The following is a 13,531-nucleotide window of genomic DNA, read 5'->3' as shown; positions in this document are numbered from 1 at the left end:
AGTTCCTCGGGCTATCTAGGGCGCAGGAGGCTGCCAGTAGAAGTGATCCTGACCCAGGGCAATGCCCCGACCGGCCAGCCACTCATGCAGGGTTAGGGCTGCCTCGTCCTGATGGGGCAGAGCCTGCAGGGCATGCCAGAATGTGCCGAGCTCAAGCGGTACCGGCATCAGGTGAACCGGGTCCCCCTCCTTGCTCGTTTGCGCATACCAGGCAGGCCAGGCCAGCTGGAGACGTGTCTCACAATCAGTCTGCAGCCGGGTGAGCTCCTGCTCGCGCTGGTTCAACTGCTCAAGCTGATCGGCGATCCGGCTCTCCAGATCCGCCGGTACATCGACCACGGTCTGCCAGAACACAGCCTGGGCATTGAGCTGGCGGCGCATCACCTGCAACTGCTCCAGTTCGTTAAGCCAGGCGCCGTAAAGTGGTTCAAGACGCTGAACCCACCAGCGGTGCAAGGGATAGAGCACCCAGTGCCACAGCAAGGGACGATCCGCCAGATTGATACGGTCCCCCAGCTGCTGCATCCAGTCACAACGCTCGCTGCCTGCCAGACGCAAGATCTGTTGCAGCTCCTCACGCGAGACGGCCAGCGCGGCATCTAGACGGCGCTGAAACCAGATGGAGCCCAACAGACTCTCCAGTCGGGTTCTTGGCAACAGTCGTTGCAACAGGGCCATCTGCTGCGAAGTGATCACGCCGGCATCCTGATAACGGAGCACGGACAGCTGGCCGACCAGACGATCCCGACTCAGGGTATCTGGCTGGACAACGGTAACCCGACGACCTGCAAACAGGCCCTGGTTAGGTGAATGGTGATCTTGCTGACTCATGCTATGCCTTGCTCATCTTGCTGCGGGCAATAATGGAATGATGTTTCGATATGCTGGCTATTCTATCCATTGCCTCGCTCCGCGGCTTATAAAAAACGTCAGATTATTTTAGTCCGGCGTTAATCTGTGCCGTGTCGGGCACGGCTTGGCGTACAGCCAAAACGACGACGATAACTCTGGGTAAAATAGGATTGGCTGGAGAAACCGGCCTCCATCGCAATATCGACGATGCTCATTTCACTATTGAGTAATAACTGATGAGCGAAAAGGATTCGCCTTTCACTGATCCAGGCGCGTGGAGAAACACCATATATCGAGCCAAACAGCTCCTTGAAAGTGGTCAATCCCATACCGAACTCTTTGGCGAATTCGCTGAGCTTCCACTCCATCAGATAATGCTTTTCCATAAACTGTTGCAACCGCTCGACCTGGCGATTGCTCAGCTGGCGCAAAATAGACATCAGTTGAGGCCCCTGTTCGCCAAAAGCGAGCAGAAACAGCAACTCTTCGGTGCGTAATTGGGCCAGTGCGGGGGGATGTTCATGTTCGGTCAACCCGCGCAGCCCCTGAATACATTGGGTCAGCAAGGGGGATGAGTGAAACGGCAACAGCGTGGGGGCCATCCCCTCCAGCCGGGGGACTTCACTCAGCAGTGAACCGAAACGTTGCAAGAAGCCTTGCAAAAAGGAGTTTGACAGAGGTAGCCAAAGCAGGCGGCAGGGGCCGTCACCGGTACAGACCGCGTAGTTGCCACGGCGCACGAACAGAAGTTCGTTGGGGGATAATTCATAGGTATCGGTACAGTCCTGCCACTTCATCGATCCTTCCAGGAGAATATAAATTCCCTCTTGCGGATGTTCGATAACGTTAAAAGCAGACATGCACCACTGGAGCAGGGCCATATCGCCCTTCTCTGTGGTAGTAATGCTCAGAGATCCCCTCATTTTTAGAGACTCAAATAATTCCAAGTGTGCGGGTATATAAGCGGTGTTGCTTCAGGTAGTAGATAAATTTATCCATCAACAAGACCGCATTGGCTTCTTTCATTTTAGGTAACAACTGGTAATAGATGACCCCTTGCCGAAAGAACGAATAGGTTCGGCTCTTGCTGGTATTGACCTTGATCGTTCTCTCTAGACCGACACTGTCTCCAGCCTTACCCAGCAGCGTCAGCAAGACGATGGCCAGGGCACTGAATAAAAACAGTCGGTCGCGCCGGACCGGATTACTGATGTGCACATCTCCCATACCCATGCCGAATTTGTAATCTTTGATATCACGAAAACTGGTCTCGATACCCCAGCGCTGGCCGTATAGTTGCAACGCCTTGGCGGCGCTCAGGTCGGTCCGGTTACTGGCCAGAAACCACGCGTCTTTCATGCCACTCTTATGACAACAATAGACCCGTTCGACAGGCTGTCGCTGCCCAGTTAGCTCCACCGCTTTGAGGGTTCGGGTGCGCCCGGTCGGCGTTAGCCAGTCCCGAGCTGGAACCTGCTCTACACCAGGGTAACCAACCAAAACATTTCCTTTAAATCTAATGAGATAAGCAAAGCCTAGCTCTTGCTCCAGGCGTTCGAACAGCTCCATGTAACCAAAGCCGCGGTCAGCTACTACCGTCACGAAGATACCCTCTGGCAACGTCTGCTTGAGCTTGGTGAGCAGCTCTTTCTCATGGGCATTGCGTTGCCCTTTGAGCAACGATTTCCGATGGGTTTTCCACAGCAGCGGAGTACTGCGACCGTGGTTGGTTTGCAGGCTGATAACCAAGGTACTGTGATCATCGGCATCGAATTCGGTCCAGTCCATGGAGACTACGATCTCGGTACGTTCACCGACCACATAGGGCACCCAATCGTCAAAGAGGCTCCAGACATTGAGCTTGGTGTTAGTGAGCAGGCGATCCACCTGTTTAACCGCATGTTTACGTTCGAGACCGTTGGCCAAGGAGAGGCCACTACCGATGGCGTGGATGGCCAGTGAACCTGACTCGATAACCCCGAGGGTAGCATTGGCGAGGGAAAGAACACGCTTAGCATGCATGTCCTGTCCAAATATATCGTCGATGTGGTTGAGGATTAGTTCGTGGTTAAACATGGGGATAGTCTGTTGGGTATTAGCTGGTCAAGGATGGCGATCATACCTCAGAAGCCGCGCCACGCCTCGCTCATATGAGGGGATGGTTAAGGTAGTAATGCCCTTCATGTTTTATTTTCCTGAATCTGCGTGTAGTACCAGTAACACCTCCGGAAGCGGGTCGCTCTCGGGTGCTTTATTATTGCTGTTATTTTTATTTATTATTTTGTAATCAAGTCATTCGCTGGTGAATTCAAAAATTAATCACCATTGAAATGAGGGGGGATCCTACAACAGTCACAAGCAGAAAAACCAGCCTAAAATTAGAGCTAACACACTATTTATCCAGTGCAACGACTCATACTTAATGGTGTGCTTACAGCAAAAGATACTTCGTTACAAAAAGAAACCTTCAATCTTAACTGACAAATTAATAAATGATTGATTTGAGGCTTTTTATTTAAACACAATCATTACTGACATTGTGGATAACAAGCTTTTGGCTGCAATTGAATAACCATTTTTTTGTCATTAAAAATCTTAAAAACTTTCTGCTGACTCATAGCCTGTACCGCGGTGCCATCCATAAATCGCAAGCGGGCACGCAGATAGATCTCCCCTTCCGCCAGTTGCAGAGGGGTCAAACGCAGATCAAACAGCAATGGCAGCATGGTCACCTCATAACGGGTGGCTGCCACTTGCAACGGACGCCCCCCGATCACGCTGAGCACAGCCACCTCCACTGTCGCTGGACGTGGCAAGGTTTGCGGGAAATGCACCTCACCCTTGAGTTGCTGTTGCGATGGCTTCAGCTCCGGGGTGGTGACACAACCGGCCAGCATGGCCAACAGCATCAGTAGCAGCAGACCTCTCATAACACCCGGATCCGCCGTTCACTCAGCGGTGTGTGCTCACCCTGTTGCAGTCGCTGCAGCACCAGCTCCTGGACCTGATTGAGGGTAATGGAGCGTCGCAGCAGTGCCGACAGGGGAACCTGGCTCGCATTGGCTGACCGGGCACTCACGGTTCTGCCTGCAAATGCCCCCACCTTGCCCGCCTCTGCCCCATGCAGGGCCAGCGCGCCTTGTGATTCCTGAATCTTCATGGTTATACCCGCACTCCCATCACCTGATCACTGCTGCCTGCCTCCCGAGTACCGGGTTGCAGCAACTCCTGCCAGAACTCGGCATGCTCCAGCATGCTGGCGAGACTCTCTTCAAGGTACGCCAGGGTCAACCGACTTGCCGCCATCTGGCGATAGAGTTGCACCGTCAGACTCTCTTCATCGAAGCCGAAGTGAAGATTGAACTGATACCAGTGACGATTGAAGCTGGCCAATTGACGGAAAATCCCCTCGCCCACCTGATACAGCTCGGCCACGTCGGCCTGCAACACCAGTTGATCCCGCTCCGGCACCAGGATCAGGCTGAGTTGCAACTGCTCGTCAAAGCAGAGCGCCGCAACCCCCTCCTGATTCAGAGCCAGGGATGGCAAACCATATTTGGTGGCAAATTCAGCGAGCAGTCGATTGATGATGACAGTTACATCCATGATTTCCTCCAGCAGAGAGGAAGAGATGTTAGCCTGCCACCGCCATGCAGGCTGTCACTCAAGGGCGGCACTTTTAAGAAAAATGGCCGGAAAACAAAAAGGCGCCCCAGTGGGCGCCTTGATTGCCATGGCGTTTATGCAACGCCGAATGCCGCTTTCCAGGCCTGATTCTGGCTCTGGGAATACTGCTGCATCAGTTGCAGCAGATCTTTCATAAAGTTGGCATTGAAGGACATATTGTCCTCGGCCTTCTGCTTCTCGGTCTGACTGATGGTCGCCTCGACCTCGTCTTCTTTCGCATTGGCCTGGCTGTCACCCTGCGCCACCTGCACCGCAGAGTTGCTCATTTGCCCCACAGACTGGGTTACGGTGTTGAACACCTGACCCCGTTCGGAAGTGCGAGCAAATTTCTTGTCCAACAATCGGCTCGCATTACTGTCTGCAACTTGATCCTGTTTCCAGACTTTGCCCACATCAGCGCGGTCAACCTGTTGGCCCTGCTTGCTCAAGCTATCAACCTTGGCGTCAATCAAGGCCTCGCGACCGGCAATCTTGCCATCAAGGGATTGTTGCTGCTTGATAGTCTTGGCGCCCTTGCCCAGGCTGATCCCGCCCATAATGGCAGAGAACCCCGCCATCACGCCGGAGACCACCGCCATAGCGATCATCAGCTTGGCGCCGTGGCGCATCTCGTCAACCTGTGCCTGCTGGTTGCTGATGACCAGCTTGTTCTCGATATCCCGAACCTGTAACCCCTCCTCACGGGCCTGACGGGCCAGTTTGAACAGCAAGGACATCATATCCATCGCACTGTCCAGCTGCGCAACCATCTGGGTCACCCCTTTGGTATCGAAGGGAATGGAGGGACGTGGCAGAGTAGGAACGCTCTTGTTCTCTGCCCCTTGCGAACGGGTCGAAGCGGCGGCCTCATGGGCAGTGGTCGCACTGCGAACCTGCTGCGCCTCACCGGCCTGCACCTCGGTCAGCGCGGCGGTACGGGTCACGCCATTTGCATAATCACTGTTAATCATGGTCGGTACTCCTTAGATAGCGGCAGGTCTGCGGGCCAGGTTGTTCATCATGTCGCCCTTGGCATTGATCATCTGGAAGATCATCTCCATGGTCTGCTGGAACGCCTCGATCATCTGGGCTATCGCCTCCTTGAGCTTGTCGATGACCCCTTGCAACTCGGTCATCTCGCTCTTGCTCAAGGCAAGATCAGCCTGAGCATCGAGCGACTCGGACTCTTTCGCCGACTGGACCGTTTTGGCCACGCCACTGCTCACATCAATGAGGATATCGGCACCCTGGGTGGCCATCTTGGCCACTTTCGCCACCTGACTGGTCACTTTCACCGCTTCAGCGGTTGCTTTGGCACCAAATTTGGCGGCCACTTCACCCGCCTTGGCAACGATTTTGGCGGTAACATCCGCAACCTTGCCACCAATCTTGGCGCCCAGTTTGGCAATCGCACCGCCAATGGTCGCGCCGAAACTGACTGCGGCCGAAATCACTGCCAATGCAATCTCTATCCCCATCAGGGCTGGCCCCAGCTTCTCCATCACCTCCTTGGAGATAAGGCCATCAGCGGCAGCCTGCTGCACAGCCATGTTGACCACACCAACGACGCCAGCTGCGATCATCAGGGCACCGGCGGCAGCACCAATCCCGGTTGCCACCATGATGGCACCGATCACCAGCGAGGCGATGGCACTGATCCAGCCAAAAATTTTGCCAAAGATACCGGCCTTCTTGGCCTCCTGAGCACTCTCTTCTGCCTCTTTGATCTTCGCCTGGTTCTCGCCGATCTTCTTCTCGTTCAGCGTGCGAGCTTGTCGGATATCATCAAGCTTCAGCTTGGTCTGGGTCTTCTCCAGATCGCTGGTGAGCTTGCCCAGCTCAATCTCGAACGCTTCAGGCGAGGTAAAGGCTGCGGTCACCAACCCGGTGGTGTGCGGCAGAATCAAGCGGGTGTTCTCTTTCACCGAAGCCACCAACTTGCCGATTTCACCAAGTTGCTGCGCACTGACCTGGCTATTGCTTACCGCCAATGGTGCGTTTAGCGAGACCCCTGACTTGCGGGCCTGACCGGTGACTTGCACCGTGGCGGCATCGAGCCGTGTTTCACTGCGAGGTTGGGTTACGGGCACCAGGCCCGCAACATCACCTGTGTTTCCCAGCGGGGAAACCTGTCTTTCATTGCTGATCGGGTTCATCTTGCAGATCCCTTCTGATTGCGATGGCTTCCAACATGACCTTGGCGCTTGCCGCCAGGTCTGCCTGCTGGGGATCTGTGTCCGCCAGCAGTCGGGCCGAGTGGAAGCCACTCTCGGCCCCGTTCAAATCACCTTGTTGCAGCCGACACTCGGCAGCATGAAACGGGAAACGGGGATCTTTCAGGTCGAGCATGGCGCCAAAGCTGTAGCTTTGAACCGCCGTTTCAAACTCCCCCATCGCCTGACGGCAGGCACCCAGCCCGAGGAAATAGCGCGGCTCGTAGTGATCCAGCATGCAGAGGGCCTGGAAGATCTTGTGAGCATCCTCCCACTTGCCGGCCTGATACTGGCCAAAGGCCAAGGCATAGAGCTGCTCCAGGGTGTCGCCCGAGATATCCTGCAGCATGGCCAGGGTGCCACCGTCAGCGATAAAGGCTTCCAGCTCTGCTTCATATTCCGGGGTCAGGGTGGTGTCGGTCTGCATGATCTCTCCTCAAATTGCGCCAAGAATGTCGCGCATGATGCTGTCGTATTTCTGGATAAAGCGGTTGAGTGCCTCAATGGCGGCGTTGTAGCGCGAGCTGACGTCGTTGAGGCGGGTGGTCTTTTCACTGACCTGATCGTTGAGCGGGCGAGAACGATCGCTCACGCTGGTGGAGAAGTTGCCAAGCTTGTTGTTGTCCTTGTTATAGCTGTAGCTGGCTTCGATATTTTTCATCGCGCCGCTCTTCTTCTGGTCACTTTCCAGGAACTCTTTAACGGTGATACGCTGCTTGGCTACGACCTGCTCCAGAATGGCTTTTTTACTGTCGTACTCAGCCTGTGCTCCATCTAATTTTTCGCCAGCCTCAATGACCTCCGAGCTAATGGAGCTAGCACGACCCGAACGAATCGGCTCCAATATCGCGTTTAAACGCTTAAGCTCATTGTCAGCATTGGTGAAATCTTGTTGTGCTTTTTTCACTTGCTCATCGGTAAACATTTTTGACAACAGTTTGTACTCGGCCCCTTCCATAAATTTGGCCTGAGACTGATAGCCATAGAGCTTGTAATCCATCAGATTGAAATCGGTGTTGAAGGTCTGGCTTGATGCCGCAGAGAGCACCTTGTTGATCTCGGACTGGATCACCCCGTAGATCTTCAGCTCACCGGTCATCTCTGCCAGCTCGTCCCGCAGCCCTTTACGCTGGTTGTCCTGAAACGCCATCACCCCGGTAAAGGTCGTGATGAGATCGTCATCGATGCGATCCATGGTCAGCGCACTGAGGGAAAGCAGCATAAATTCAGGGACGGTCCAGTGGGTGACTGGCGGGGTTTGTTTTGCTCCCCGCTCGATCATCCCCTTGATGGCGGCAATGGCCGCATCTTGCCCCCCCTGGAACTGGCCCATCGCCCAACCCCCGTTGATCGAGGCGGGATCCGTCAGATAGGCAGCCAGCAACTTCTCCAACTGCTCTTTGGTCAGCGCAGTCGATGAGTCAGCACTGATGGTGATCTTGCCCTTGAGCAGCTCGACCAGTTCGGTCAACTTGGGGTTTTTATGGCCCGGCAATGCGTCCAGCGCTTGCCCATCAAGCCAGCCGACGAATGCGCCAGGGTTGGTGTTGTAGTCAGGGATAGTGCTCATCACGACTCCTTAAATCATCAGTCCGCGCATCATGGTGGGACGGCGACTCTTGCGGCCCTCTCCCGGCTGGGCCGGCAGTAACGCCTGTCTGCGCTGGATCTCAGCCAGCAACTCCTGCTCGGCCACGGCCACTTGCTCGGTCGGCGCATCGAATAGCAGCTGACAGGTCTGATCCGAGAGGGCTAGACCAGCCAGCATCTCTTGCAACAGAGCGTTGCGGTGATCGCTGTCGGCAATCGCCTGCTCTGCCTGCGAAATGGTCTCGCTATGGTCGGCAAAACGCGGTTGTTTCATCTTGGCTCCTATTCTATGAGGCCCCTTTGGACATGCCTGTCACGCAAGGCCGTGCTTTTGTCGTTTTCGCATATCTCGCAGTGAACAGACCTGCTCGGCCGCCAGCATGAACCAGCCGGGCTCGGGTTCACTGGCTCCCGTCCAGCGCAAGTAGAATCGGCCAAGCCGGTCACTACTCAGGCTACTGCCTCGAAAGACATCGACGTTGCCGTAGAGGTAATGGCCCGGCCCGAGTACAGCCAGAGTGGCTTCTGCCAGCAGATAAAGGGCGGCAAAGGGGTTGGCCAGTCCGGCCCGCTCCCCCTCTCGGCGCACCAGCAGGATCCAGACCCGTCGGGTCGCAGGATCAAAGCGCCAGGCGAGATAAATTTGGCGATAGCAGAAAGCGTGGCCGAGCTGGATGGGGGTTGCCCCCAGATGGTGAGGGGCCACCGCCACTCCCCTGGCCTGCAGCCAGGGGATCAGGGGGTCTGTAGTTAACAGGTCCCCCCTCACAGGCAAACCCTCCCGAGGGGCTGGATATTGATCTGCTGGGTCAGCTCCTGATAGGAGAGCACCGGCAGGGCATGGTAATCCCCCTCGATGAGCTTGCGCACATAGCGGCGGATATCCATGGAGACGATGAGCACCGGTTTGTTCTGCATCTGGGCCAGATCACCGACGGTATGGCGCACCTGATCGAGGAAGCTTTGGGTAATGGTGGGATCGAGCGCCAAGTAACTGCCCGCACTGGTCTGGCGAATGCCGCCGCGGATCTGCTCCTCCACCTGCTGATCGAGCAGATAGGCAGGCAAGATGTTGTTGCCGTTGGCGTACTTGTAGCAGATGTAGCGCTTGAGGCTGCTGCGGATGTACTCGGTGAGCTGCACCACATCCTTCTCTTTCTGGCCCCACTCCACCATCGCCTCGAGGATGGCGCGCATGTTGCGGATGGAGATATCCTCCCCCACCAGCCGCTGCAAAATTTCGGTCATTCGCTGCAGCGGGATAATGCGTTGCGCTTCCTTGACCAGCTCGCCATAACTCCCCTCCATCTGCTCCAGCAGGTAGCGGGTCTCCTGAATGCCGATAAAGTCCTCGGCATATTCCCGCAGCACATGGGATAGATGCCAGGTCACCACCTGATCGGTGGTGAGGCTGGCCAGCCGTGACTTCTCCAGCCGCTCCTGATGTTCATTAGCGACCCACAAAGTCGGCTGTCCCGGCAGTAACGGCGCCCCCTCTTCGTAGGGGATCCCCAGCAGATCGAGCTGGGAGGCGCTCTCCTGCACCAGCTGATGGCCCGGTCGCAGCAGACCGCGGGCGACCGGTACTTCCTGCAGCTGGATCAGGTATTCGCCGGGCCCCATCCCCTCGTTGAAACGCAGGTGAATACCCGGGAAGGGCACCCCGAGATCGAGATAGAGGGCGCGGCGCACCCGCACCAGTTCGTCGTTGAGGGCAATCGCCTCCAGCTCGGCCTGCAAAGCGGCATCCACATCGATCAGGAGCGGCACCGTCATGGCGAACTCCTCCTTCTCCCCCAGCTTGCCCCGCGGCTTGCTGCCCGGTTTTGGCTTGCTGCGGGCGGCGGGGGCTCCCGCCCCTTGCGCCAGCACGGCTGGAAGATCCTGACTGTTGCTGCTCTGCGCCTTGCGCTGACGCAAGCCGATAAAATAACCGCCTGCCGTGACGATGGCCGCCAGCGCAAAGAAGGTGATCATCGGGAAGCCCGGGATCAACCCGAACAGCACCAGCAGCAGACCACCTATCAGCAGCGCCTTGGGCTGGGCCACCACTTGGGCGCCGATATCGGTACCCAGATCGGAAGACTCTTCGGAGGAGACCCGGGTAACGATGATCCCCGCGGTGATGGCGATCAGCAGCGCCGGCACCTGGGAGACCATGCCATCACCCACCGTCAGGATGGAGTAGAGCTGCAGCGCATCGGCGGCGGATAACCCCTTCTGGGTTACCCCTATGGTGACGCCACCTAGGATGTTGACGAAGATGATGATGAGGCCCGCGATGGCGTCCCCTTTCACGAACTTCATGGCGCCATCCATGGAGCCGAACATCTGGCTCTCCTTCTCGATGACCCCGCGGCGATCCCGCGCCTCGTGCACGTCGATCACCCCGGCGCGCATGTCACCGTCGATACTCATCTGCTTGCCCGGCATGGCATCGAGGGAGAAGCGGGCACTCACCTCGGCGACCCGCTCCGAACCCTTGGTGATCACCAAAAACTGGACGATGGTGATGATGAGGAAGATGACGATCCCCACCACCAGATTGCCCCCCACCACGAAGTTGCCGAAGGTGTAGACAATCTGCCCCGCATCGGCCTGCAGCAGGATCATCCGGGTGGTACTCACCGACAAGGCAAGCCGGAACAGGGTGGTGATCAGTAGCACCGCCGGAAAGGCGGAGAACTGCAGTGGCGAATTGATATAAACCGCCATCATCAGCAGTACCACCGAGATGGTCATGTTGATGGCAATCAGGATATCGAGGGCCACCGGCGGCAGCGGCAAGACCATCATAAAGACGATGGCCAGCAGCAGGATCGCCAGCATGATGTCCTTGCGCTCGCCTATCCGGCGCAGCAACTCAAGGGAGCGTTGATTCATTCTGCTCTTCCAGTTCGAGGTATTGTTGATAGGCAAAACGGGCTTCATCCAGCCGCCCTGCCAACTGGCAGGCCCGGCTGCGGCAGAGCCAGAGCGGGCCGTCGGCCTCCCCTTGCTGCATCAGCTGATCGACATAGGCCAGCGCCGCCTCCCCCTCCCCCTGTTTGAGCAGCGCCACCAGCAGGGTCCGTCGCCCTCCCTGATGGTCGGGGTGGATCTGCAACAGGGCGGCCAGCAGGACGCACGCCTTTTCAGGGTGGCCATATTGCAGTTGCAACCAGCCGGTGAGCAGCAGCGCATCCTGCTGCTGTGACGTAAGCACCATGGTCATACCTTGTGCAGCAGATGAAGGGTCATCTGCATCAGTTGTTCATCGGCGTGCATCTGTTCGAGCAGTGCAGCGGCCGCTCGCAACTCGGGGCTCTGCCCTTCTGCCAGCACACTGCGCAGCCCCTGCATCGCCTGATTGAAATCGACCGGTCGCAGCAAGTCATGAAAGCCGCGATCCGGGGTGGCGAAATCGAGCAGCGCCCGATCCGCCAGCCGTTCGGGGTAGAGGCGGCTGATATGGGGTTCGATGGACTGGCCATCGGGCAACAGGGCATAACGCCCCGGCAGGCTTCGCTCCTGATCGTCAAGAGAAATGGCACTGAGCTGCTCGATACCGATATGCGCGGCAGTGATCCGACTCATGACGCCAGCACCTCTCGCTGCAGCCGTGTCAGGGTGGTCACTGCCTGATGGAGCTGGGGCAGAGTCACGGCCCGCTCATCCAGGGTGACGAAGAGGATCAGCTGATCCTCCCCCAGCCAGCCGCTGCGCACCGGCAGTGCCGGTCCTTGCGCAGCCGCAGTGAGGGTCATGGCGCGACGGATCGCCTCGCCACTCTGATGCCAGGGCACAGCGCGGGCCAACCAGAGGGTCAGTTGCCCCTGATGACGCTCCAGTTGCAGAGTGCCGCTCTGCTCCAGTTCAAGCTGGATCAGCGAATGGGGGTTATCCCCTATGGTGATGCCCAGATCCTGGCAAAACTGCACCAGCAGGGGTTCAATCCAGTTCATGACGACTCTCCAGACAACTCATCCTCTTCCCGCTCGATGGCGTTATCGAGCGCACCCTGACAGCACTGCAACAGGTTCTGGCGCTGCTCCTCCTCACTGAACAGCTCCACCGGCAGCAGGCGGATCAGCCGCTTGAGCTCCTGATAAAGCAGCACCTGCTGGCGACAATCTGACAGCTCAAGAGCCACACCGACCTGCTCCACATCCCGCACGCTGGCCCAGCGTTTCTCCACCAGGGCGATCAGATCGCCCATCAGATCAGAAGGCCCGTATGCCATGGGCCGAGCCCTCCTTCACCCGTTGCCACAGCTCGTCCACTTGCGCCGAGAGAGTGTTGAGCAGCCGCAGCTTGTGCATGTCGCTCATCACCCGCTCCAGCTTGACCGGATCGAGCCAACGCTGCTGGCTGTCGAGATCGGCGCTCAAGGCCTTCATCATGAAGCCGGTCACCTTCTCCAGCGCTCCGTTGCCAAAGCGGCTGTGAATATCGCGCCAGGCGGCAGAAAGGGCACGGTAGTCCTGCACCGCATCGCGATAGAGATCCCGTAGATCCTGCTCGGCTCCCACGCCCGCTTTGGCCGCTTCGGCTGCGGGGCCGGTAATGCGCGCCCCCAGCACGATGGCTCTGCCCTGCTCGTCCGCCAGCTTGGCCAGCGCCTGCTCCACCAGCGCCAGGGTGCCCTGCATCTCCGGTCGTCCGGCGAGGGCCTTGCGCGCCTGGCAGAGCGCCTCGAACTGCTCGCTCACCTCCCCCGAATAGCTCTCGAGGTAGGCCAGCAGCTGGGAGAGATTGGCCAGCCGACCGCTGCCGAGGTGGCTCACCATCTCCTTGATCTTCTGCTGGCGTTCGAGCTCCGGCACTTTGTCGAGGTAGTCCCCGACCAGCGCCTCGATCTCGCTGATGCGGGCATGGCTGTCACTCAGCTTGCGCTTGGCGAGCGAAAGCTCAGCGCGCTCGGAAAAGACAAAGGTGAGCTCTTCGGCGGCATCGGCCAGCGACTGAGCGGCACTGGCCAGCACGACCCGCTCCCCCTGAAACTGTCCTCCCTGCAGGGGAGCCTGACGAGATGCGACCTCTGCTCCGCGCAGCTCGGGCTGGGCGGCAGGGGCATAGGGGTTGCTCTGGATAATGGCCATGGAAACTCCCGTGACGAATGGATTGACGAGGATGGCATTATAAAAATCGCCCCCGCCTCCCTATGCCAAAATCGGCCGTGAATTTTTAGCCCGCCCCCAACGGTTTTCTAAAAAGTCCCGACTCGCGCT

The 13,531-nt window shown here is 57.6% G+C and carries 18 protein-coding genes; all 18 read right to left on the bottom strand.

Features of this window, described 5'->3' with window-relative positions; all coding sequences use genetic code 11:
• Positions 1 to 15 precede the first annotated feature (15 nt).
• Positions 16 to 831 carry a type III secretion system negative regulator ExsD gene (exsD, locus tag ACTG2W_RS19635; RefSeq protein ID WP_005334544.1) on the bottom strand — a complete coding sequence of 272 codons (816 nt, stop codon included), beginning with the start codon at positions 829 to 831 and terminating at the stop codon, positions 16 to 18.
• A gap of 119 nt (positions 832 to 950) precedes the next feature.
• Positions 951 to 1,775: a helix-turn-helix domain-containing protein gene (locus tag ACTG2W_RS19630; protein WP_440016546.1), complete on the bottom strand. Its 825-nt coding sequence runs from the start codon at positions 1,773 to 1,775 to the stop codon at positions 951 to 953.
• 10 nt (positions 1,776 to 1,785) lie between these two features.
• Complete coding sequence (locus tag ACTG2W_RS19625) at positions 1,786 to 2,928, bottom strand: IS4-like element ISAs18 family transposase (RefSeq protein WP_041204923.1); 1,143 nt, start codon at positions 2,926 to 2,928, stop codon at positions 1,786 to 1,788.
• Positions 2,929 to 3,380: 452 nt separating this feature from the next.
• Positions 3,381 to 3,782: a YscW family type III secretion system pilotin gene (locus ACTG2W_RS19620; RefSeq protein ID WP_440016479.1), complete on the bottom strand. Its 402-nt coding sequence runs from the start codon at positions 3,780 to 3,782 to the stop codon at positions 3,381 to 3,383.
• Positions 3,779 to 4,012: a T3SS regulon translocated regulator ExsE family protein gene (locus tag ACTG2W_RS19615; protein ID WP_331378013.1), complete on the bottom strand. Its 234-nt coding sequence runs from the start codon at positions 4,010 to 4,012 to the stop codon at positions 3,779 to 3,781. The genes ACTG2W_RS19620 and ACTG2W_RS19615 overlap by 4 nt, the downstream gene beginning before the upstream one ends.
• 2 nt (positions 4,013 to 4,014) lie before the next feature.
• Positions 4,015 to 4,458 carry a type III secretion system chaperone gene (locus tag ACTG2W_RS19610; RefSeq protein WP_440016478.1) on the bottom strand — a complete coding sequence of 148 codons (444 nt, stop codon included), beginning with the start codon at positions 4,456 to 4,458 and terminating at the stop codon, positions 4,015 to 4,017.
• Positions 4,459 to 4,592: 134 nt separating this feature from the next.
• The gene (aopD, locus tag ACTG2W_RS19605) at positions 4,593 to 5,489 is read right to left on the bottom strand and encodes a type III secretion system translocon subunit AopD (protein ID WP_440016476.1); all 897 of its coding nucleotides are present in this window, start codon (positions 5,487 to 5,489) and stop codon (positions 4,593 to 4,595) included.
• Positions 5,490 to 5,501: 12 nt separating this feature from the next.
• Positions 5,502 to 6,674 carry a type III secretion system translocon subunit AopB gene (gene aopB / locus ACTG2W_RS19600; RefSeq protein WP_440016474.1) on the bottom strand — a complete coding sequence of 391 codons (1,173 nt, stop codon included), beginning with the start codon at positions 6,672 to 6,674 and terminating at the stop codon, positions 5,502 to 5,504.
• On the bottom strand, positions 6,655 to 7,158 hold the full coding sequence (acrH, locus tag ACTG2W_RS19595; RefSeq protein WP_439969387.1) for a SycD/LcrH family type III secretion system chaperone AcrH: 504 nt from the start codon (positions 7,156 to 7,158) through the stop codon (positions 6,655 to 6,657). Before acrH ends, aopB begins: the two co-directional genes overlap by 20 nt.
• Positions 7,159 to 7,167: 9 nt before the next feature.
• A complete protein-coding gene (locus ACTG2W_RS19590; RefSeq protein ID WP_440016473.1) occupies positions 7,168 to 8,301 on the bottom strand; it encodes a virulence-associated V antigen in 1,134 nt (377 codons plus the stop codon).
• Between the two features lie 9 nt (positions 8,302 to 8,310).
• Positions 8,311 to 8,595 carry an LcrG family type III secretion system chaperone AcrG gene (acrG, locus tag ACTG2W_RS19585; RefSeq protein WP_005334559.1) on the bottom strand — a complete coding sequence of 95 codons (285 nt, stop codon included), beginning with the start codon at positions 8,593 to 8,595 and terminating at the stop codon, positions 8,311 to 8,313.
• 39 nt (positions 8,596 to 8,634) lie between these two features.
• Complete coding sequence (locus ACTG2W_RS19580; protein WP_440016472.1) at positions 8,635 to 9,090, bottom strand: LcrR family type III secretion system chaperone; 456 nt, start codon at positions 9,088 to 9,090, stop codon at positions 8,635 to 8,637.
• Positions 9,087 to 11,252 carry a SctV family type III secretion system export apparatus subunit AscV gene (gene ascV / locus ACTG2W_RS19575; RefSeq protein ID WP_269719424.1) on the bottom strand — a complete coding sequence of 722 codons (2,166 nt, stop codon included), beginning with the start codon at positions 11,250 to 11,252 and terminating at the stop codon, positions 9,087 to 9,089. The genes ACTG2W_RS19580 and ascV overlap by 4 nt, the downstream gene beginning before the upstream one ends.
• Positions 11,185 to 11,535, bottom strand: a complete 351-nt coding sequence (gene ascY, locus ACTG2W_RS19570; protein ID WP_181281565.1) for a type III secretion system chaperone AscY — start codon at positions 11,533 to 11,535, stop codon at positions 11,185 to 11,187. Before ascY ends, ascV begins: the two co-directional genes overlap by 68 nt.
• A complete protein-coding gene (ascX, locus tag ACTG2W_RS19565; protein WP_005334573.1) occupies positions 11,532 to 11,897 on the bottom strand; it encodes a type III secretion system protein AscX in 366 nt (121 codons plus the stop codon). The genes ascY and ascX overlap by 4 nt, the downstream gene beginning before the upstream one ends.
• Positions 11,894 to 12,265, bottom strand: a complete 372-nt coding sequence (gene acr2, locus ACTG2W_RS19560; RefSeq protein WP_021229940.1) for a SycN family type III secretion system chaperone Acr2 — start codon at positions 12,263 to 12,265, stop codon at positions 11,894 to 11,896. Before acr2 ends, ascX begins: the two co-directional genes overlap by 4 nt.
• Complete coding sequence (gene acr1, locus ACTG2W_RS19555; RefSeq protein ID WP_005334576.1) at positions 12,262 to 12,543, bottom strand: type III secretion system gatekeeper subunit Acr1; 282 nt, start codon at positions 12,541 to 12,543, stop codon at positions 12,262 to 12,264. Before acr1 ends, acr2 begins: the two co-directional genes overlap by 4 nt.
• Positions 12,524 to 13,402: a SctW family type III secretion system gatekeeper subunit AopN gene (aopN, locus tag ACTG2W_RS19550; RefSeq protein WP_106842700.1), complete on the bottom strand. Its 879-nt coding sequence runs from the start codon at positions 13,400 to 13,402 to the stop codon at positions 12,524 to 12,526. Before aopN ends, acr1 begins: the two co-directional genes overlap by 20 nt.
• Between the last annotated feature and the right edge of the window lie 129 nt (positions 13,403 to 13,531).

The organism is Aeromonas sp. 96A (assembly GCF_051919165.1).
GTDB classification, from domain to species: Bacteria; Pseudomonadota; Gammaproteobacteria; order Enterobacterales; family Aeromonadaceae; genus Aeromonas; species Aeromonas veronii.
Note: the sequence above shows the minus strand (reverse complement) of the source record. Positions and strands in the feature narration are given on the sequence as shown.

Bases quoted from the DNA above. Each gene is read 5' to 3' on its own strand.
- exsD (WP_005334544.1), bottom strand. From the start codon at position 831: ATGAGTCAGCAAGATCACCATTCACCTAACCAGGGCCTGTTTGCAGGT.
- ACTG2W_RS19630 (WP_440016546.1), bottom strand. From the start codon at position 1,775: ATGAGGGGATCTCTGAGCATTACTACCACAGAGAAGGGCGATATGGCC.
- ACTG2W_RS19625 (WP_041204923.1), bottom strand. From the start codon at position 2,928: ATGTTTAACCACGAACTAATCCTCAACCACATCGACGATATATTTGGA.
- ACTG2W_RS19620 (WP_440016479.1), bottom strand. From the start codon at position 3,782: ATGAGAGGTCTGCTGCTACTGATGCTGTTGGCCATGCTGGCCGGTTGT.
- ACTG2W_RS19615 (WP_331378013.1), bottom strand. From the start codon at position 4,012: ATGAAGATTCAGGAATCACAAGGCGCGCTGGCCCTGCATGGGGCAGAG.
- ACTG2W_RS19610 (WP_440016478.1), bottom strand. From the start codon at position 4,458: ATGGATGTAACTGTCATCATCAATCGACTGCTCGCTGAATTTGCCACC.
- aopD (WP_440016476.1), bottom strand. From the start codon at position 5,489: ATGATTAACAGTGATTATGCAAATGGCGTGACCCGTACCGCCGCGCTG.
- aopB (WP_440016474.1), bottom strand. From the start codon at position 6,674: ATGAACCCGATCAGCAATGAAAGACAGGTTTCCCCGCTGGGAAACACA.
- acrH (WP_439969387.1), bottom strand. From the start codon at position 7,158: ATGCAGACCGACACCACCCTGACCCCGGAATATGAAGCAGAGCTGGAA.
- ACTG2W_RS19590 (WP_440016473.1), bottom strand. From the start codon at position 8,301: ATGAGCACTATCCCTGACTACAACACCAACCCTGGCGCATTCGTCGGC.
- acrG (WP_005334559.1), bottom strand. From the start codon at position 8,595: ATGAAACAACCGCGTTTTGCCGACCATAGCGAGACCATTTCGCAGGCA.
- ascV (WP_269719424.1), bottom strand. From the start codon at position 11,252: ATGAAGCCCGTTTTGCCTATCAACAATACCTCGAACTGGAAGAGCAGA.
- ascY (WP_181281565.1), bottom strand. From the start codon at position 11,535: ATGACCATGGTGCTTACGTCACAGCAGCAGGATGCGCTGCTGCTCACC.
- ascX (WP_005334573.1), bottom strand. From the start codon at position 11,897: ATGAGTCGGATCACTGCCGCGCATATCGGTATCGAGCAGCTCAGTGCC.
- acr2 (WP_021229940.1), bottom strand. From the start codon at position 12,265: ATGAACTGGATTGAACCCCTGCTGGTGCAGTTTTGCCAGGATCTGGGC.
- acr1 (WP_005334576.1), bottom strand. From the start codon at position 12,543: ATGGCATACGGGCCTTCTGATCTGATGGGCGATCTGATCGCCCTGGTG.
- aopN (WP_106842700.1), bottom strand. From the start codon at position 13,402: ATGGCCATTATCCAGAGCAACCCCTATGCCCCTGCCGCCCAGCCCGAG.